At 66.3% G+C, this 17,340-nt stretch carries 14 protein-coding genes and 1 tRNA gene; 10 read left to right on the forward strand and 5 right to left on the reverse strand.

The genetic code is table 11. The features are described from left to right. Window positions 1-794 precede the first annotated feature (794 nt). From rpmI to JMF82_RS16315, 7 genes are all read left to right on the forward strand, one after another. On the forward strand, window positions 795-992 hold the full coding sequence (gene rpmI, locus JMF82_RS16285) for a 50S ribosomal protein L35 (RefSeq protein WP_038615747.1): 198 nt from the start codon (window positions 795-797) through the stop codon (window positions 990-992). Between the two features lie 16 nt (window positions 993-1,008). Then, entirely contained in the window at window positions 1,009-1,368 is a 360-nt protein-coding gene (gene rplT, locus JMF82_RS16290; protein ID WP_038615749.1) for a 50S ribosomal protein L20, read from the forward strand. A 292-nt stretch (window positions 1,369-1,660) separates the two neighbouring features. Beyond that, window positions 1,661-2,656 (forward strand): phenylalanine--tRNA ligase subunit alpha, encoded by a 996-nt coding sequence (gene pheS, locus JMF82_RS16295; RefSeq protein ID WP_201315608.1) that lies wholly within the window; start codon window positions 1,661-1,663, stop codon window positions 2,654-2,656. A gap of 21 nt (window positions 2,657-2,677) precedes the next feature. Then, entirely contained in the window at window positions 2,678-5,089 is a 2,412-nt protein-coding gene (pheT, locus tag JMF82_RS16300) for a phenylalanine--tRNA ligase subunit beta (protein ID WP_201315609.1), read from the forward strand. A gap of 1 nt (window position 5,090) precedes the next feature. Continuing rightward, window positions 5,091-5,390 carry an integration host factor subunit alpha gene (gene ihfA / locus JMF82_RS16305; RefSeq protein WP_019467382.1) on the forward strand — a complete coding sequence of 100 codons (300 nt, stop codon included), beginning with the start codon at window positions 5,091-5,093 and terminating at the stop codon, window positions 5,388-5,390. Beyond that, window positions 5,371-5,727: a MerR family transcriptional regulator gene (locus JMF82_RS16310; protein WP_019467383.1), complete on the forward strand. Its 357-nt coding sequence runs from the start codon at window positions 5,371-5,373 to the stop codon at window positions 5,725-5,727. The genes ihfA and JMF82_RS16310 overlap by 20 nt, the downstream gene beginning before the upstream one ends. Before the next feature lie 61 nt (window positions 5,728-5,788). Continuing rightward, window positions 5,789-5,865, forward strand: a tRNA-Pro gene (locus JMF82_RS16315). Between the two features lie 66 nt (window positions 5,866-5,931). Here JMF82_RS16315 and serA read toward each other — a convergent pair. Then, window positions 5,932-7,164: a phosphoglycerate dehydrogenase gene (gene serA, locus JMF82_RS16320; protein WP_201315610.1), complete on the reverse strand. Its 1,233-nt coding sequence runs from the start codon at window positions 7,162-7,164 to the stop codon at window positions 5,932-5,934. 437 nt (window positions 7,165-7,601) lie between these two features. Here serA and JMF82_RS16325 point away from each other — a divergent pair, with 437 nt between their 5' ends. The 3 genes from JMF82_RS16325 (at window position 7,602) to pip (ending at window position 11,110) form a co-directional block, all read left to right on the forward strand. Continuing rightward, a complete protein-coding gene (locus tag JMF82_RS16325; protein ID WP_201315611.1) occupies window positions 7,602-8,984 on the forward strand; it encodes an FAD-binding oxidoreductase in 1,383 nt (460 codons plus the stop codon). A gap of 72 nt (window positions 8,985-9,056) precedes the next feature. Further along, window positions 9,057-10,085, forward strand: coding sequence for a YncE family protein (locus tag JMF82_RS16330; RefSeq protein ID WP_201315612.1), 1,029 nt, complete (start codon window positions 9,057-9,059; stop codon window positions 10,083-10,085). A 68-nt stretch (window positions 10,086-10,153) separates the two neighbouring features. Then, complete coding sequence (gene pip, locus JMF82_RS16335; RefSeq protein ID WP_201315613.1) at window positions 10,154-11,110, forward strand: prolyl aminopeptidase; 957 nt, start codon at window positions 10,154-10,156, stop codon at window positions 11,108-11,110. 66 nt (window positions 11,111-11,176) lie between these two features. On the opposite strand, the gene JMF82_RS16340 is transcribed toward pip, so the two are convergent. The 4 genes from JMF82_RS16340 to JMF82_RS16355 all read right to left on the reverse strand — a co-directional run bounded on the left by JMF82_RS16340 (window position 11,177) and on the right by JMF82_RS16355 (window position 17,139). After that, window positions 11,177-12,967: an EAL domain-containing protein gene (locus JMF82_RS16340; RefSeq protein ID WP_201315614.1), complete on the reverse strand. Its 1,791-nt coding sequence runs from the start codon at window positions 12,965-12,967 to the stop codon at window positions 11,177-11,179. Between the two features lie 14 nt (window positions 12,968-12,981). Next, complete coding sequence (locus JMF82_RS16345; protein WP_201315615.1) at window positions 12,982-14,628, reverse strand: methyl-accepting chemotaxis protein; 1,647 nt, start codon at window positions 14,626-14,628, stop codon at window positions 12,982-12,984. Window positions 14,629-14,870: 242 nt separating this feature from the next. Continuing rightward, entirely contained in the window at window positions 14,871-15,512 is a 642-nt protein-coding gene (upp, locus tag JMF82_RS16350; protein ID WP_201315616.1) for a uracil phosphoribosyltransferase, read from the reverse strand. A 31-nt stretch (window positions 15,513-15,543) separates the two neighbouring features. Further along, complete coding sequence (locus JMF82_RS16355) at window positions 15,544-17,139, reverse strand: ATP-binding cassette domain-containing protein (RefSeq protein ID WP_201315617.1); 1,596 nt, start codon at window positions 17,137-17,139, stop codon at window positions 15,544-15,546. Between the last annotated feature and the right edge of the window lie 201 nt (window positions 17,140-17,340).

Consider the following 17,340-nt stretch of genomic DNA (forward strand, 5'->3'; position numbering starts at 1 on the left):
GTGGGTGCTCGCCAAAACCTCTCCTACAACGAACCGTAGCCACCGGCTCCTCGATGCGATGTGCCGCGCAGCGGCACGAGCCTTCGAATATCCCCTGTGTGGCGGTGAGGGGTGGACGATCAGGCCCCGCAGGAGTGCCCGACAGGGATGTCGGGCACTTTTCATCCGGGCAGGAGCCCGGTCGAAAAGCCCGGCCGCCCCTCACGGACTGGCTGGGCGCGGCCCAGACAGCGCCACGCGGGGGGGGCTTTCTCTTTGGCATTGCCACCACCTCGGTGGTGACTTTCTCTTGGGCAAGCAAGAGAAAGTCGCCCGGCCTTCCCACGGGACCTGGCTTCGCGTCGCCCCATAGGGACTAGCTTCGCGTCGCCCCACAGGGGCTAGCTGCGCGTCGCCCCACAGGGACTAGCTTCGCGTCGCCCCACAGGGACTAGCTTCGCGTCGCCGGCAGGAGGTCGGAGGCTCGCCGTCCCTTCGGTCGCAGGCGGGCCAGGTCGGGGGATCACCCCACAAGAGCGAAAGGCAACCCGCCAAAGCCGAAAGAACCCAAAGCCGGCCCCTGACTCTCGCCCGCCCAGAGGCGGGAAGGGCGCGCGCCTGCAGTCAGGCCAGTCAGGCTTTCCCAAGACAGGGGCACCCAAATGCTGGCAAATGCCCCCAGTCCTCCCTATAATCGCCGGTTCGACCCACCAGGACGGGTCGTGCACCGATGCTGGCAGGACGGAAAGCGTGGTCGCCAGGCCACCGCCAGATCAGTCAGAAACCGGGGTTCATCCCCATCAGGGAGCATTTCCATGCCCAAGATCAAGACCAACCGGGCGGCTGCGAAGCGTTTTCGCAAGACCGCGTCGGGCAAGTTCAAGGCCGGTCACGCCTTCAAGTCGCACATCCTGACCAAGAAGTCGACCAAGCGTAAGCGCGGTCTGCGTGCGACCAACCACGTCAAGGCTTGCGACACCAAGGGTGTGGCACGCATGTTGCCGTATCTCTAAGGCGGAGGACTGAACCATGGCTCGTGTTAAGCGTGGCGTTACCGCCCGTCGTCGTCACAAGAAGATCATTGGCCGCGCGAAGGGTTACTACAACGCCCGTCGCAAGGTCTTCCGCGTTGCCAACCAGGCCGTCATCAAGGCCGGTCAGTACGCCTACATCGGCCGCAAGCAGCGCAAGCGCCAGTTCCGCGCCCTGTGGATCGTGCGTATCAACGCCGCCGCCCGTCAGTTCGGCCTGTCCTACAGCCGCCTGATCAATGGCCTGTCGAAGGCCGGCATCACCGTCGACCGCAAGGTGCTGGCGGACATCGCCGTGCACGACATCAAGGCGTTTGGTGCGATCGCAGAAAAGGCGAAGGCCAGTCTGGCGGCGTAACTTGTGCGCTCATCCTTGATCGCGAAGATCAAGAAGCGGCCATCCATGGCCGCACTCTTCAAGGGATGCGCGTAACGCTCGCGGGGAGGAGGCCTAAAGCCTCCTCCCCGTTTTGTTTGATGGCTCTGCGATATTTGCTCCCTCTCCCCACCGGGGAAAGGGTTGGGGTGAGGGGACACTCTGGCCTCCATTTCAGATCGAAGGTCGCTTCGATGCAGCGATATCGCAAGAGCGCCCCCTCACCCTGGCCCTCTCCCCAAAAGGGAGAGGGGATAAAGCGAGAGTCGCATCGATGGACGATCTGGATAGCCGCGCCTCAACCGCGCTGGCCGATATCGACAAGGCCGACACGTTGGAAGCGCTCGATGCGCTGCGCGTGAGCCTCCTGGGCAAGAGCGGCATCGTCACGGCCGCGCTGAAGGCGCTGGGCACGTTGTCGCCCGACGAGCGCAAGGCGCGCGGCGCCGAGGTCAACCGCGTCAAGGATCGCCTGGCCGATGCGCTGGCCGCGCGCAAGCAGGCGCTGGAGCAGGCCGAGCTGGATCGTCGCCTCGCCTCGGAAACCATCGACATCACGCTGCCCGGCCGCGACGGCGAACGCGGTGGCATCCATCCGATCACGCGCGCGCTCGAACGCATCAGCGCCATCTTCGCGCGCCTGGGCTACCAGCGTGCCGACGGTCCGGAGATCGAGGACGACTGGCACAACTTCGAGGCGCTGAATTTCCCGCCGCATCATCCGGCGCGCGCCATGCACGACACCTTCTACTTCGGCGACGGCCGCCTGCTGCGCACGCATACCTCGCCGGTGCAGGTGCGTTCGATGCAGGGCCGCCAGCCGCCGATCCGCATCATCGCGCCGGGCAAGGTCTACCGCAGCGACTCGGACCAGACGCACTCGCCGATGTTCCACCAGATCGAAGGCCTGCTGGTGGATGAAACCTCCAGCTTCGCCGATCTCAAGGGCACGCTGGCGGAATTCATCCGCGCGTTCTTCGAGCGCGACTTCGAGATGCGCTTCCGCCCCAGCTACTTCCCCTTCACCGAACCCTCGGCCGAAGTGGACATCCGCTGGGACGCCGAAGACGGCAGCACGCGCTGGCTGGAAGTGCTGGGCTGCGGCATGGTGCACCCCAACGTGCTGAAGAACTGCGGCATCGATCCGGAGCGCTACACCGGCTTCGCGTTCGGCCTGGGCGTGGAGCGCTTCGCGATGCTTCGCTATGGCGTCTCCGATCTGCGCGCGTTCTTCGAGAACGATCTGCGCTTCCTCAAGCAGTTCGCGTAATCGAGGCAGGAACCGAAACGCATGAAATTCTCGGAAAACTGGTTGCGCCACCACGTGCCGACGCAGGCCTCGCGCGATGAACTCGCCGCGACGCTGACGGCGATCGGCCTTGAAGTGGAAGAGGTCACCTCGCTCGGCGACGCGCTCGATGGCGTGGTTGTCGCGCGCATCGTCAGCGCGCAGCGCCACCCTGAGGCGGATCGCCTGCAGGTGTGCGAAGTCGACACCGGCGACGGCATCGTCCAGATCGTCTGTGGCGCGCCGAACGCGCGTGCGGGCCTGGTCGCGCCGCTGGCGAAGGTGGGCGCGCAGCTGCCGGGTGGCATCGCCATCAAGGCGGCGAAGCTGCGCGGCGTGGAGTCGTTCGGCATGCTGTGCTCCGCCAAGGAGCTGGGTATCGATCCGGACGCCTCGGGCCTGCTCGAACTGCCCGGCGACGCGCCGGTCGGCACGCCGCTCGCCACCTACCTTGGCCTGCCGGATGCCAGCATCGAGATCAAGTTGACGCCCAACCGCGCCGACTGTTTCAGCGTGCGCGGCATTGCCTTCGACGTCGCCGCCGCGCTGGGTGGCCAGGTCATTGCGCTCGACACCACGCCGGTGCCGGCGCAGAGCGACGCCACCCTGGCGGTTTCGCTGGAGGCAGGCGCGCTGGTGCCGCGCTTCGCGGGCCGTGTCATCGACAACGTGGACGCCTCGGTGCAGACGCCGGTCTGGATGGCCGAACGCCTGCGTCGCAGCGGCCTGCGTCCGATCAGCTTCCTGGTGGACGTCACCCAGTACGTGATGCTGGAACTGGGCCAGCCGATGCATGCGTTTGACAAGGACAAGCTGGAAGGCGAGATCGTCGTGCGCGCCGCGCGCGCCGGCGAGGCGCTGGCCCTGCTCGATGGACGCACGGTGGAGCTGGATCCCGATTTCCTCGTGGTTTCCGACAGCCAAGGCGGCAAGGGCGCGCGCGCCGTGGCGCTGGGCGGCATCATGGGTGGCTCGGAAACACGCGTTACCGACACCACGCGCAACGTGTTCCTGGAAGCCGCGCACTGGGTGCCGTCGGCCATCATCGGCCGCAGCCGCAAGCTGGGCATGCATACCGACGCCGGGCATCGCTTCGAGCGCGGCGTGGACCCGCAGCTGCCTGGCATCGCCGTCGAATACGCCACGCGCCTGATCCTGGACATCGCCGGCGGCGTCGCCGGTCCGTTGATCGATACCACGCTGCCCGAGCACCTGCGTTCGCCCGAGCCGATCCTGTTGCGTCGCGCGCGACTGGCGCGCGTGCTGGGCCTCACCGTGGCCGATGACGAGGTCGTGCGCATCTTCACGGCGCTGGGCATGGCGGTCGCGCCGCGGGTGGATGGCTGGCAGGTCACCGCGCCCAGCCGCCGCTTCGACATCGAGCGCGAAGAAGACCTGATCGAAGAGGTCGCGCGCATCCACGGCTACGAAAACATCCCGACCAGCACGCCGGCCGGCGCCTTGACGCTGGCGGTGGAGCCAGAAGCCCGCCTCAACGAGCTGGCCGTGCGCGAACAGCTTGCGGCGCGCGGTTACTACGAGGCGGTGAACCTCGCCTTCATCGGCAACGATTTGCTGCAGCGCTGGGGCATGACCGAACAGTGGGTGCCGCTGGCCAATCCGCTGTCGGCGGACCTGGCGGTGATGCGCCCCTCGCTGCTGCCGGGCCTGGTCACCGCGCTCTCGCACAACCGCGCCCGCCAGCAGGAGCGCGTGCGCCTGTTCGAGGTCGGCCGCAGCTTCCGCATCTCTCCCGAGGCCGCTGCCCGCAAGGACGCGCCGACCGAGACGCCGAGCCTGGCCATCGTGGCCTCGGGTACGGCACGCGCGGAGCAGTGGGGGGAAGCGTCCCGCACGCTCGACTTCCACGACCTCAAGGGCGATCTGGATTCCCTGATCGCCTGGGGTGGCGAGGCCGACCGCTGGGCGGTCCATGCCGATGGCCTGCCTGGCTGGCTGCATCCGGGCCGGGGTGCCCGCGTCACCCGTGACGGTGTCACGGTCGGTTTCCTGGGTGCCCTGCATCCCCAGCTGGCTAAAGCCCTGGACCTCGGGGCCGATGTCCATGTGCTGGAACTGGAACTGGAGCCGGTGCTGGCCCGGCGCCTGCCCAAGGCGCAGCCGGTGCCGCGCTTCCCGTCGGTTCGCCGCGACATCGCCATGGACGTCCCCGAAGAGGTCAGCTGGGCGCAGGTCGAGCAGGTGGTCCGGGGCGCCCTCGGCGGCCAGCTCAAGGAGCTGCGCCTGTTCGACCGGTACAGCGGCAAGGGGGTCGAAGCGGGCCGAAAGAGTCTCGCTATGGGCTTGATTTTACAGGACGCTTCACGCACGCTTACCGACGACGACGCCGACCGTAACATACGTGAAGCAGTCGCAGCGTTGGAGCAGGCATGCAAGGCAAAGTTGCGAGGATAAGATGGCGCTGACCAAAGCGGAGATGGCTGAGCGCCTATTTCTCGAGGTGGGCCTCAACAAGCGTGAGGCAAAGGAATTCGTCGACGCCTACTTCGAGGTCGTCCGCGAAGCGTTGGAAAAGGGCGAGCAGGTGAAGCTGTCGGGCTTCGGCAATTTCGACCTGCGCCAGAAAAACCAGCGGCCGGGCCGCAACCCCAAGACGGGCGAGGAAATTCCCATTTCCGCCCGCCGCGTGGTGACGTTCCGTCCGGGTCAGAAACTCAAGGTGCGAGTCGAGGGCTATGCTGGACCAAGGGAATAACACCGAGCTTCCCGCCATTCCGGCGAAGCGCTACTTCACGATCGGTGAGGTAAGCGAGTTGTGTGGCGTCAAGCCGCATGTGCTGCGGTATTGGGAACAGGAGTTTCCCGCCCTCAACCCCGTCAAGCGTCGCGGCAACCGCCGCTACTACCAGCGTCACGATGTGCTGATGATCCGGCAGATCCGTGGCCTGCTGTACGACGAGGGCTTCACCATCACCGGCGCTCGCGCCCGGCTGGAAGGCCCGCAGGCGCGCATGGAGTCGAGCATCTCCCACCAGATCGTGCGCCAGGTGCGCATGGAACTGGAGGAAGTGCTGGCGCTGCTGCGTCGCTGAGCCATTGAAGGCTTCCGGTGCTACCGGCTCTGCTGGTAGACTTGTCGACTTGCCGCATCGTCGGGGCGTAGCGCAGCCTGGTAGCGCATCTGCCTGGGGGGCAGAGGGTCGTGGGTTCGAATCCCGCCGTCCCGACCAATTCGGCAACAGATAGCAAAACGGCGCCCTTGGGCGCCGTTTTTGTTGATGTGAGCTGCGGAGATCTCAGTACAGCACGCGACTGCGCAGGGTGCCCTGGATGGCGGCGAGCTGGTCCCTGAGTGCGGCGGACTGTTTTTCGTCGGCGGCCACGTCGATCACCACGTAGCCCACTTCGCTGTCGGTCTGCAGGAACTGGGCGTCGATGTTGATGTTGCCGGCCGAGAACAGCTCGTTGATGCGCGAGAGCACGCCCGGCACGTTGCGGTGGATGTGCAGCAGGCGGCGGCTGCGCGGGTGTTCGGGCAGCGATACCTCGGGGAAGTTCACCGCCGACAGGGTGGAGCCGTTGTCGCTGTAGCGCACCAGCTTGCTGGCCACTTCGATGCCGATGTTGTCCTGGGCTTCGAGCGTGCTGCCGCCGATGTGCGGGGTGAGGATCACGTTGTCCATGCCGACCAGCGGCGAGACGAAGGCATCGTCGTTGCCTTTCGGTTCCACCGGGAACACGTCCACGGCGGCGCCGGAAAGGTGGCCGCTGCGCAACGCCGCCGCGAGCGCGTCGATGTCGACCACGGTGCCGCGGGAAGCATTGATGAGCACGGCGCCCTGGCGCATGCGCGACAGCTCGCGCTCGCCGATCATCAACCTGGTGGAGGGTGTTTCCGGCACGTGCAATGTCACCACGTCGGCGCGCTCGAGCAGGTCGTTGAGACTGTCCGCGGCGCGGGCATTGCCCAGCGAAAGCTTCGATTCGATGTCGTGGAAGATCACGCGCATGCCCAGGCTCTCGGCCAGCACGCCGACCTGGGTGCCGATGTGGCCGTAGCCCACGATGCCCAGCACCTTGTCGCGCGCCTCGAAGCTGCCGGCCGCCGACTTGGTCCAGCCGCCGCGGTGGCACAGCGCGTTCTTCTGCGGGATGCCGCGCAGCAGCATGATGGTTTCAGCGATAACCAATTCGGCCACGCTGCGGGTGTTGGAGTAGGGCGCGTTGAATACCGGCACGCCCTGCAGGCGGGCGGCGGCAAGGTCCACCTGGTTGGTGCCGATGCAGAAGCAGCCGACGGCGATTAGCCGTTTAGCCTGCTGAAGCACGTCCGCGGTGAGGTGGCTGCGGGAGCGGATGCCGACGATGTGCGCGTCGGCGATGCGTGCCTTCAAATCCGCTTCCGGCAGCGCTTTTTCGTGGAATTCGATCTGGCTGTAGCCGGCGCGCTGGAAGCTTTCCACGGCGCTGCGGCTGACGCCTTCCAGCAGGAGCACCTTGATGTCTTGTTTCGGGAACGAGGTCTTCATGGGCCATGGCGCAAGGATGAACCCCTCCACTATGCCAGACCTTGGGGCGGATTTGCGGCGTTGCAGCAGCAGGGTGATGCTGAATAAATATCGCCGTCGTCATGATGCCTGGAAGGGTGGCCGGGTGTGTCGCGTGGCGCCGGGAAGACTGGTCGTCTTGCCAAGCCACGCGGCGCGGCCGGCCACCCTTCCAGCCATCACCCTGGCATGTGAAATTCGATCGGTTGGGGCCCACCCTGTCTGTCCGCAGGCCTTTGGTCCGCTGGCTCGACAGACGACCAGTCTGCTTTCGCCAACGGCCCTGTGGCCTGCGAACAGACAGGGCGGGTGACGACGCGAAGCTAGTCCCGTGGGACGACGGCGATATTTATTCAGCGTCGCCCTAGACGTTGCGCGCTCGCGCTGGCAGGCTGCAAACGATCCCAAGGACCGTATCCATGACCGACGCCCGTCTGGCCGATCTGGCCGACCGCCTGCCCAAGCTTCGCCTGCTCACCGATCCGTCCGACCTGGAACACTACGGCCGTGACTGGACTCGCCGTTGGACGCCTAAGCCGCTGGCCGTCGCGTTGCCGGGCGAAGTCGCCGAAGTGCAGGCCATCGTGCGCTGGGCCAACGAACATGGCGTGGCGGTCGTGCCCTCGGGCGGCAGGACCGGGTTGTCGGGCGGTGCCGTCGCGGCGAATGGCGAACTGGTGCTCAGCCTGGAACGCATGAACCGCGTGCTCGACTTCGATGCGGTGGATCGCACGCTGACGGTGCAGTCCGGCATGACGCTCCACGCGGTGCACGAGGCAGCGAAAGAGCACGGACTGATCTATCCGGTGGATTTCGCCGCGCGTGGATCCTGCTCCATCGGCGGCAATATCGCGACCAATGCGGGCGGCATCCGGGTGATCCGCTACGGCAACACGCGCGAGTGGATCGCCGGGCTTACCGTGGTGGCGGGCAACGGCGAACTGCTGCAGCTCAACCGTGGCCTGATCAAGAACTCCAGCGGTTACGACCTGCGCCACCTCATGATCGGTTCGGAAGGCACGCTCGGCATCGTGGTGGATGCCACGTTGCGGCTTACCGATCCGCCGCCGCCATCGCAGGTGATGCTGCTGGCCTTGCCTGGCATGGATGCATTGATGGAAGTGTTCGCGCTGTTCCGCGCGCGGCTTTCGCTGCAGGCCTTCGAGTTCCTCACCGACGTCGCGCTCAAGCACGTGTTGGCGCACGGCGCGCAGCGTGCGATCGACGGTGACCATCCGTACTACGTGGTGACCGAGTTCGATGGGGACGAAGCCGCGCAGGACGCGGCGCTCGCCGCGTTCGAACATGGCATGGAACAAGGCTGGATCAGCGACGGCGTGATCGCGCAGAGCGAAGCGCAGGCCGCCGCCCTGTGGCGGTTGCGCGAAGGCATCACCGAGAGCCTCGCCCCGCACCGCCCCTACAAGAACGACATTTCCCTGCGGATCAGCGCGCTGCCGGCGTTCCTGCACGAAATCCAGGCGCTGCTGGGTAACGCGTACCCGCATTTCGACGTGGTGTGGTTCGGCCATATCGGCGACGGCAACCTGCACATCAACGTGCTGCGCCCGGCCGATCTTTCCGAGGCGGATTTCATCGGCCAGTGCGAGCACGTCACCAAGCTGCTGGCCGAGACCTTGCAGCGCCATGGCGGCAGCATTTCGGCGGAGCATGGCATTGGCCTGGTAAAGCGCCCCTACCTGGGCAGCACGCGCAGCGCGGCCGAAATTGCCTTGATGCGCGGCGTGCGCCGGGTGTTCGACCCGAAGGGCCTGCTCAACCCGGGCAAGTTGTTCGACTGACGGGCGGACCGTAAGCCAAACCTAAGTCCCCGGGTCGCATGCTGTGGACTTCCTCACCGAAAGGCCTGCCCCATGCAACGCTACGTCCTCGGCACCCTCGCTCTCGCGCTGGCGGCGGCCTGTACCGTCCATGCGGCGGAAACGTCGCCCTCCGCCGATTACCGCGTACTGTCACGGTTGAAGCTCGGTGGCCCGGGTGGCTGGGACTACCTCAGCTTCGACGCGCAGCGCCGCCATCTGTTCGTGAGCCGCGGAGATCGCGTCGACGTGGTGGACGTGGACAAGGACAAGGCGATCGGCACCATCGCCGGCACGCAGGGCGTGCATGGCATCGCCATCGATCAGGCGACGCATCGCGGTTACACCAGCAACGGGAAGAGTGCGTCGGTCACGGTGTTCGATCTCGATTCGCTGAAGACTGTGACCACGGTGTCGGGCACCGGCGAGAACCCCGATGCCATTCTTTTCGATCCCGCGTCGAAGCATGTGCTCACGTTCAACGGCAGGGGGCATTCCTTCAGCGTGATCGATCCGGCGGACAGCAAGGTGATCGCCACGGTGGCGTTGTCCGGCAAGCCGGAGTTTGCCGTGAGCGATGAAGCCGGGCACGTGTTCGTGAACATCGAAGACCGCGCCGAACTGGTGGAGATCGATTCGCGGGCGAACAAGGTGCTGGCGAGCTGGAAGCTGGGCACCTGCGAGTCGCCGAGCGGCTTGGCGATCGACAACACGCATCATCGCCTGTTCTCGGTGTGCGACAACCAGCAGATGGCCGTGACGGATGCGTCGAGCGGCAAGCTGGTCGCGACCGTGTCGATCGGCGACGGGCCGGACGCCGTGGTGTACGACGCGGGCACGGCGACCGTCTTCAGCTCCAATGGCGAGAGCGGCAACATCACGGCCGTGCACCAGGACGATGCCGATCACTATCGGGTCGCGCAGACCATTGCGACCCAGCCGAGCGCGCGCACGCTGACGCTCGATCCCAAGCTGCACCGCCTGTATCTCTCGGCGGCCAAGCTCGCCGGAACGGCGACCGAGGGACACCATCCCGCGGTCGAGCCGGACAGCTTCACGGTGCTTACCGTCGGTCGGCCTTGAGCCAGCCTGCGCAGCGGGGGCGTGCTAGCCTAATTGGCCGACCCGTCCCCGCTGTCAGGAGCAAGAGCATGTCCCAGTCGCTACGCACGCTGTACCCCGAGATCGAACCGTACGACAGCGGCATGCTGAAGGTCTCGGACCTGCACACGCTCTACTACGAGCAGAGCGGCAACCCGAACGGCAAGCCGGTGGTGTTCCTGCATGGCGGCCCGGGCGGCGGCACCAACCCGAAGTGCCGGCGCTTCTTCGACCCGGCGGTGTACCGCATCGTGCTGTTCGACCAGCGCGGCTGCGGCAAGTCCACGCCGCACGCGGAGCTGAAGGACAACACCACCTGGCATCTGGTCAACGACATCGAGCGCATCCGCACCCACCTGGGCATCGACCGCTGGCAGGTGTTCGGCGGCTCGTGGGGTTCGACACTGGCGCTGGCCTACGCGCAGACGCATCCCGAGCAGGTCACCGAACTGGTGCTGCGCGGCATCTTCATGCTGCGGCGCTGGGAGCTGGAGTGGTTCTACCAGAAGGGTTGCGACGCGCTGTATCCGGATGCGTGGGAGCCGTACCTGAAGGCGATTCCGGAGGTGGAGCGCGGCGACCTGATGAGCGCCTACTACCGGCGGCTCACCAGCAGCGACCCGCAGGTGCGCGTGAACGCCGCCCGCGCCTGGTCGGTGTGGGAGGGCGCCACCAGTTACCTGTGGCAGGACACCGGTCATATCGAATCCAGCGGCGAGGACGAATTCGCGCTCGCGTTTGCGCGCATCGAGTGCCACTACTTCGTTCACGGCGGCTTCTTCGAACACGATGACCAGTTGCTTCGCAACGTGGAGCGTATCCGCCACATTCCGGCGGTGATCGTGCAGGGCCGTTACGACGTGGTGTGCCCGATGCGCAGCGCGTGGGACCTGCATCGCGCGTGGCCGGAAGCCGACCTGCGCGTCGTGCAGGATGCCGGCCACTCGGCATTCGAGCCGGGCAACATTTCCGAGCTGGTGCAGGCGACGGACCGTTTCCGGCGCTGATTCGCCTCGCGGCCCATGGATCCCCGCCCGTCAACGGGCGGGTTTTTTTTTACAGCCCGGCAGATATCAGGTCGGCGATGTCGCGCGTGAGAACACATGCATGCCGACGCCGGCCCGCTTCGCGTGCCGCTTGGCGCGGGCGGCCAGCGTAGTGATCGGCTGTACCCGCAGCGGCAGCGGTGGCGACAACTCGACAGCACCCATCACGACCGTAGTGAAGGGAAAGAACTGCGGCTCGCCGCGCCGATCCGTGCCGCGCAAGCCGCCGCGCGCGATGTCGGACGCGTCGAAGAGATGGGGCGAGCGTTGGTTGAACGCATCGATGACGCGTTCGCTGCGCACCTGCCAGTCTTCGCTCTGGAACAGCACCACGAAATCGTCGCCGCCGATGTGGCCGATGAAGTCCAGTGCCGGATCGACATGTTCGGCCAGCAGGCTGGACAACAAGCGGATCATCTCGTCGCCGCGCGAATAGCCGTAGTGGTCGTTGAACGGCTTGAAGTCGGTGAGATCCACGTGCACCACGGCAATCCGTTCCCCACCTTGCAGCAGGCGTTCCAGATGCTCGGTGGTGGGAATGTTGCCGGGCAGGAAGGTGAGCGGGTTGGCATGCCGCGCGGCCTCGATGCGCAGCTCGCTCACCCGGCGCACCAGCGCCTCGCCGGTGCCCAGCCCGCGGTATTGCCCACGGCTGGTGACGATGAAGCCGTCGGCGAGATAGCGCTGGTCTTCGCCGCGCAGCACGTCGGAGAGGCTTTCCAGGCTTCGGTGTTCGTCGCACACCAGCGGAGCGCTGTTCATCAGCGCCGTGCACGACTTGCGTGCGAGCAGTTCGCGCGCAAAGGGCTGCGCCATGCGTTCGTTCACCAGGCGCCGGTTGATCAATCCAATGGGGTGGCCGTCCTTCACCACGGCCACGGCGTGCAACTCGGGGTAATCGACGAACAAGGCCATGACCTCTTCGTTCGTCTGCCTGGGGTGGACCGCAGGCGCTTCGATCAGCAGATGGCTGACCTGGGTAGGGCGCTGGGTGACCGGGCCGCGCGGTCGCGGCAGCACCGATACCGATGACGTACGCAGGAGCAGCTTCGCCTCGGCCGATGCTTCGCTCACCGTTTCGGGCTGCGGCCGGCCGAGCAGGAAGCCCTGCGCGAAAGGAATGCCAAGGTCGCGCAACACCCGCAGGTCGGCCGGATCTTCCACGCCTTCGCCGACCAGGTCGGTGCCCAGCGACTCGGCCACCTGGCACAGCGCGCGCACGATGGCCAGGCGTCCCGCGCTGCGCGATATACCGTGGATGAGGTAGCGATCGATCTTCACCACGTCGGGGTGGATCTCGTTCCACATCTCGAAGTTGGAGTGGCCGTTGCCGAAGTCGTCAAGCGCGATGCGCATGCCGTGGGCGCGCAGATAGCCCAGGGCGTGCGCGAGCCGGGCGGGGTTTTCCACCGCATCGCGTTCGGTCACTTCGATGGTGACGCGCGCCGGGTCCAGGCCGCTCGCGGTGAGCGCAAACAGCACGTCGTCAGGACGCATCGCATCCTGCAGGATGGCGTGCGCGCTGAGGTTCACCAGCAGCCGGCCGGTTTCCGCCCGTGCGGCGAAGGCATGGCAGATGGTGCGTGCGGCGTGCAGCTCCACCTCGGCCAGCCGGCCTTCCAGGCGCGCGAGGTCGAGCAGGTCGAGGATGGATAGCTTGCCGGGCATGAAAGCGCAGCGGCTCAGCCCTTCGTGCGCCACGACTTCGAGGGTGTCCACGCGCACCACCGGCTGGAACACCGGCGTGAGGCTGCCCGCGGCGAGTGCGCGTTCGAGCATGGCTTTGCGGGACTGGTCGTAGACGAGGATGGCTGACATGCCTGGCGTTGCCGTCAGGCCGCTTTCGCGGCCCGAGGTGGAGGCATCACTGCCGGTGGAAGCGGTGCATCCTGCACCGCCGCGGTGATGTCTTCCTGCGGCGAAGGAAGACGGAAGAAGGTGACCTGGCGCATGAGCGCCTGGGCGTCGAGAGTGAGCGCGTGGCCGGTGGCGTTGATGTCGTCCACCAGCCCGGCATTGGCCTGCGTGATGCGGTCCATCTCCAGCATGGTGCGGCTCACCTGGGTGATGCCGTTGACCTGGCTCCGGCCGTTGTCGGAGATCTGCGAGACCAGGGTGGATACGCGGGTCATGCCCTGCACGATACCGTCGAGCACCGCGCTGGAAAGGGCCACGCGTTCGCGCGCGACCTCCACCGCATCGGTGCTGTGGTTGATGAGGCGCCGGATGTCCTTGCCGGCCTCCACGCAACGCAGGGCCAGCTGGCGCACCTCGCCCGCCACCACGGCGAAGCCGCGTCCGCGCTCGCCTGCATGCGCGGCCTCGATGGCGGCGTTGAGCGAGAGCAGGTTGGTCTGGAAGGCGATGCTGTCGACCAGGTCGATGATCTCGGCGATGCCGCGGCTGGCTTCCTGGATCGCCCCCATGGAGTCCAGCGCTTCGGTGGCCACTTGCCGGCCCTGCTCGACATGCTGCAAGGCTTCGCGCGCTGCGCCCGCGGCACCGTGGGCATGGCCGGCGCCCTCCACGGCATTCGATGCCATGTGTTCCATCGAGGCGGTGGTCTGCTCCAGGCCCGCGGCCTGCATCTGGGTGCGCTGGCTCAGCGCGTGGTTGTCGTGCTCCAGATGACGGGCACGCTCGTCCACCGAATGCGCGCTGGCGCGCACCTGCACCAGCACCTGGGTGAGCTGCGCATCCATCGAGGCAAGCGCCTGCAGCAGTTTGCCCAGTTCGTCGTCGTTGCCGACGTCGATGCGTTCGCCCAGCGAGCCGGATGCGATGCGTTGGGCCACGTCGATCGCCAGGTTCAGGCGATGCATCAGCGAGCGCATCAAGGCGCCATCGAGCAGGATGGTGATGAGCAAGGCCGCCACCAGCATCACTCCCAGCACGATCATGCCGTCGCGATCGGCGCGGCGCTGCACCTGCACCTGCTGGTTGCCCTTGGCCAGCGCTGCCTGGAACAGGTTGGCAAAGTCGCTCTGCAAGGGCTCGTACGCCGGCTGCACCTCGGTGCTCAGCTTGAGCGAGCCCAGGTCGAACTGGCCTGCATCGAGCAGGGCGAGCGTTTCGTCGATGGTGCGGTCGGCTTCGGCGCGATGCACCGTGGTCAACTTCAGCGACTGCGCCTGTTCCTGGGCCAGCTCACTGCCAAGCAATGCCTTCCAGTGCCGCTCGGCGTCCACGCGATCGGCATGGATGCGCGTGCGTGCGTCGTCCACGGCGGAGGGCAGTTGCGACAGCACCGCGTGCACCAGTGCCTGCAGGCTGCTGTTGTAGTCGTTCTGCACGCGTCCGACGTCCGCGACAGGGCTGAGCGACCCTTGCACGAGACCCTGGATGCGATCGTCCGCGCGATGCAACTGCAGCGCGCCCGCCGCACCGATCACGGCGAGCAGGCCCAGAATGGACAGCAGGCGCAACAGCAGGCGCTGACGCAGCGAGAGTCCGGGTATCCACTTCGGTAGTTTCAACATGGCACGTCTGGGTGAGGGAGCTGCAAGAGCTGTCGGCTCACCGCGCCGCAACTTTAGCCTGGAATCCAAAAAATATTGTTTTAAATCAAATTGTTATGGTTGTTTTGGCAGGGCATTGAGGCGCGGCAAGCATGCCATCGCCATGTGTCGGATCGATGACTTTCGTGCGGCGCCTCTCATTGCCGTCGATGAAAGAGCCCTGTCGCGAGACATGGCCTTCCGATGCCTCCAAACGGCAAGCCTCAGCCGGTCGGCAGTTGCTTCGTGCCGAAGATCTTGTCGCCGGCATCGCCCAGGCCCGGCAGGATGTAGCCGTGCTCGTTGAGGTGATCGTCTATCGCCGCCGTGAAGATCTCCACGTCCGGATGCGTCGCCTCGATGCGCTTGAGGCCTTCCGGCGCGGCCACCAGGAACAGTCCCTTGATGCGCTTGCAGCCGGCGGCCTTGAGCATGTCGACCGTGGCCACCAGCGTGCCTGCGGTGGCGAGCATGGGATCGACGATGAGCGCGATGCGTTCGTCCATGCGCCCGGTGAGCTTCTCGTAATAGGTGATGGGCTTGAGCGTTTCCTCGTCGCGCTGCAAGCCCACCACGCTGACCTTGGCAGCGGGAATCATGTCGAGCACGCCGGGCAGCATGCCCAGGCCCGCGCGCAGGATCGGCACGATGGTGACCTTCTTGCCCTTGATCTGGTGCACGGTGAGCGGACCGGCCCATCCCTCGATGGCCTTCTCGACCGTCTCCAGGTCTTTCGTTGCCTCGTAGGTCAGCAGCGAGGCCACCTCGGAGGCGAGCTCGCGGAATTCCTTGGTGCTGATGCCGGCGCGACGCATGAGGCCGAGCTTGTGCTGGATGAGCGGGTGGCGGACTTCGACGATTTTCATGGCTAGGCCTTGCAGCGCGGTCGCGTGATTGTCACCCACGCCGCGTGGCGTGGGCGAGTGGTTTGTGCAGAAGCAGTCGCCGCGTGATACCGGCTTGCGCGACCAGCTCCGCGTCGTGGCTGACCAGGATGAGCGAGCCGCGATAGGTCGCCAGTGCCTGTTCGAGCAGCAGGCGACTGTCGAGATCCAAGTGGCTGTCCGGCTCGTCGAGCAGCAACAGGTCATAGGGTTCGATGGCGCTGTCCAGCGCGAGCAGGGCCAGCTTCACGCGCTCGCCGCCGCTGAGCAGGCCGGCCGGCATGTCGGCGCGCTTCTCGCGCAGCCCGATGCCGGCGAGGTATTCGCGGTATCGCGTGGGCGAGTGTCCCGGCGACAGCACGCGCAGGTTGTCCAGCGCGCTGTCCTCGTCTTGCAGCAGGCTGTAATGCTGATCGATCAACCATACGCGCTCGCCTCGCCGTATCCGGCCTGCGCGTGGCGGCACGCGGTCCACAATGGCGGCGAGCAGGCTCGATTTGCCGCTGCCGTTGTCACCGTCCAGGTGCAGGCGCTCGCCCGGTGCAAGATGCAGGTCGATGGGCTGCGCGTGGCCGTGGGGTGGCACGACGCCTTCCAGTTGAAGCGAGGCGTGCGTCGCCGGAAGTTCGCCCAGGTCGAACCGCTGCGGACGATGCCATTCGACGCGCGCCTGGGCCTGCGCGGTCCGCTCATGCTGGCGCTCCTGCTGCGCACGCTGCGCCGTATGCAGGCGTGCGCCGGTGTCCTCGGAGCGTTGCTTGCGACGGTCGAGCAGGATGGTCGGCAGATTGGCATTGGCGCGCTCGCGGCCCGCTTTCTGCTGGCGCTGTGCAAGGCGTTCACGGTCGCGTTGCTGCCGTCGGTCCAGTGCCTTCTGTTCGCGGCGTGCCTGCTCCAACTGCCGCTCGGCGGCCTGCACGTCGGTCTCCCGCTGCGTGGCGTATGCGGCATAACCTCCTCCGTATCGGCGCAAGCCATGCGGGCCGAGTTCATCGATGCTGTCGACCACATCGAGCAGCTCGCGGTCGTGGCTGATTAGCAGATAGCCGCCCGCGTGTGCATGCAGGCGTTCGCGAAGCCAGTACCGGCTACGACGGTCGAGATGGTTGCCGGGTTCGTCCAGGATCAGGAAGTGGTCGCGCTGCTCGAACATCGCCGTCAATCGCAGGCGTACGCGCTCCCCGCCGCTCAGGCTTTCCCACGGCCGCGCGATATCGTCGGGCAGGCCGGCGTTCGCAAGCCAGCGGCGCAGGCGCTCGCGCACGTCCCAGTCGTCGGCCAACGCCTGGAAATCGGCCGGATCGACGCTGCCAGCCTCGATGCGTTGCAGCGCACTCAATCTGCCGTGCACACCGAGTTGCATCGCAACGCTGCCGGCCGATGCCGGCCAGCGCTGCGGCAGATAAGCCAGGGTCGCCTGGCGAATCACCTGGCCGTGTGTAGGCACCAGCTCGCCGGCGAGGATGCGCCCGAACAACGACTTGCCGCTGCCATTGCGCCCGACCAGTGCATGCCGGCCGGCGTAGCGGGTGGTGAGATCCTGGAACACGGCGTCACGTCCAGGCAGCGCGAAGCCCAGTTGATGGGCAAGTATGGCGAAGGCTGTCATAGACCCTCCGTAAGGGAGTGGCATACGACAGGGGGCCGGCGGCAAACGCCGAAGGAGATCGACCGCCCTGTCGCTCGTGGCCGAACGCGACGCGCCCTTGAGGGCAGCAGTCAGTCGGCAATCGAGCGGGTCAGAGGCGCATGTCGGCGGTCAATCCTTGGGAGAGCGAGGCGCCAAGCATATCAGCGCACGCTTAAGCGC

This window comes from Dyella sp. EPa41 (assembly GCF_016586165.1).
In the GTDB taxonomy this organism is placed as follows: domain Bacteria; phylum Pseudomonadota; class Gammaproteobacteria; order Xanthomonadales; family Rhodanobacteraceae; genus Dyella.

What these genes read in the sequence shown, in the direction of transcription:
- serA (WP_201315610.1), bottom strand. Translation starts at nt 7,164, where the DNA reads ATGAAGACCTCGTTCCCGAAACAAGACATCAAGGTGCTCCTGCTGGAA.
- pheS (WP_201315608.1), top strand. Translation starts at nt 1,661, where the DNA reads ATGGACGATCTGGATAGCCGCGCCTCAACCGCGCTGGCCGATATCGAC.
- upp (WP_201315616.1), bottom strand. Translation starts at nt 15,512, where the DNA reads ATGAAAATCGTCGAAGTCCGCCACCCGCTCATCCAGCACAAGCTCGGC.
- JMF82_RS16340 (WP_201315614.1), bottom strand. Translation starts at nt 12,967, where the DNA reads ATGTCAGCCATCCTCGTCTACGACCAGTCCCGCAAAGCCATGCTCGAA.
- pheT (WP_201315609.1), top strand. Translation starts at nt 2,678, where the DNA reads ATGAAATTCTCGGAAAACTGGTTGCGCCACCACGTGCCGACGCAGGCC.
- rpmI (WP_038615747.1), top strand. Translation starts at nt 795, where the DNA reads ATGCCCAAGATCAAGACCAACCGGGCGGCTGCGAAGCGTTTTCGCAAG.
- pip (WP_201315613.1), top strand. Translation starts at nt 10,154, where the DNA reads ATGTCCCAGTCGCTACGCACGCTGTACCCCGAGATCGAACCGTACGAC.
- JMF82_RS16330 (WP_201315612.1), top strand. Translation starts at nt 9,057, where the DNA reads ATGCAACGCTACGTCCTCGGCACCCTCGCTCTCGCGCTGGCGGCGGCC.
- rplT (WP_038615749.1), top strand. Translation starts at nt 1,009, where the DNA reads ATGGCTCGTGTTAAGCGTGGCGTTACCGCCCGTCGTCGTCACAAGAAG.
- JMF82_RS16355 (WP_201315617.1), bottom strand. Translation starts at nt 17,139, where the DNA reads ATGACAGCCTTCGCCATACTTGCCCATCAACTGGGCTTCGCGCTGCCT.
- JMF82_RS16345 (WP_201315615.1), bottom strand. Translation starts at nt 14,628, where the DNA reads ATGTTGAAACTACCGAAGTGGATACCCGGACTCTCGCTGCGTCAGCGC.
- JMF82_RS16310 (WP_019467383.1), top strand. Translation starts at nt 5,371, where the DNA reads ATGCTGGACCAAGGGAATAACACCGAGCTTCCCGCCATTCCGGCGAAG.
- ihfA (WP_019467382.1), top strand. Translation starts at nt 5,091, where the DNA reads ATGGCGCTGACCAAAGCGGAGATGGCTGAGCGCCTATTTCTCGAGGTG.
- JMF82_RS16325 (WP_201315611.1), top strand. Translation starts at nt 7,602, where the DNA reads ATGACCGACGCCCGTCTGGCCGATCTGGCCGACCGCCTGCCCAAGCTT.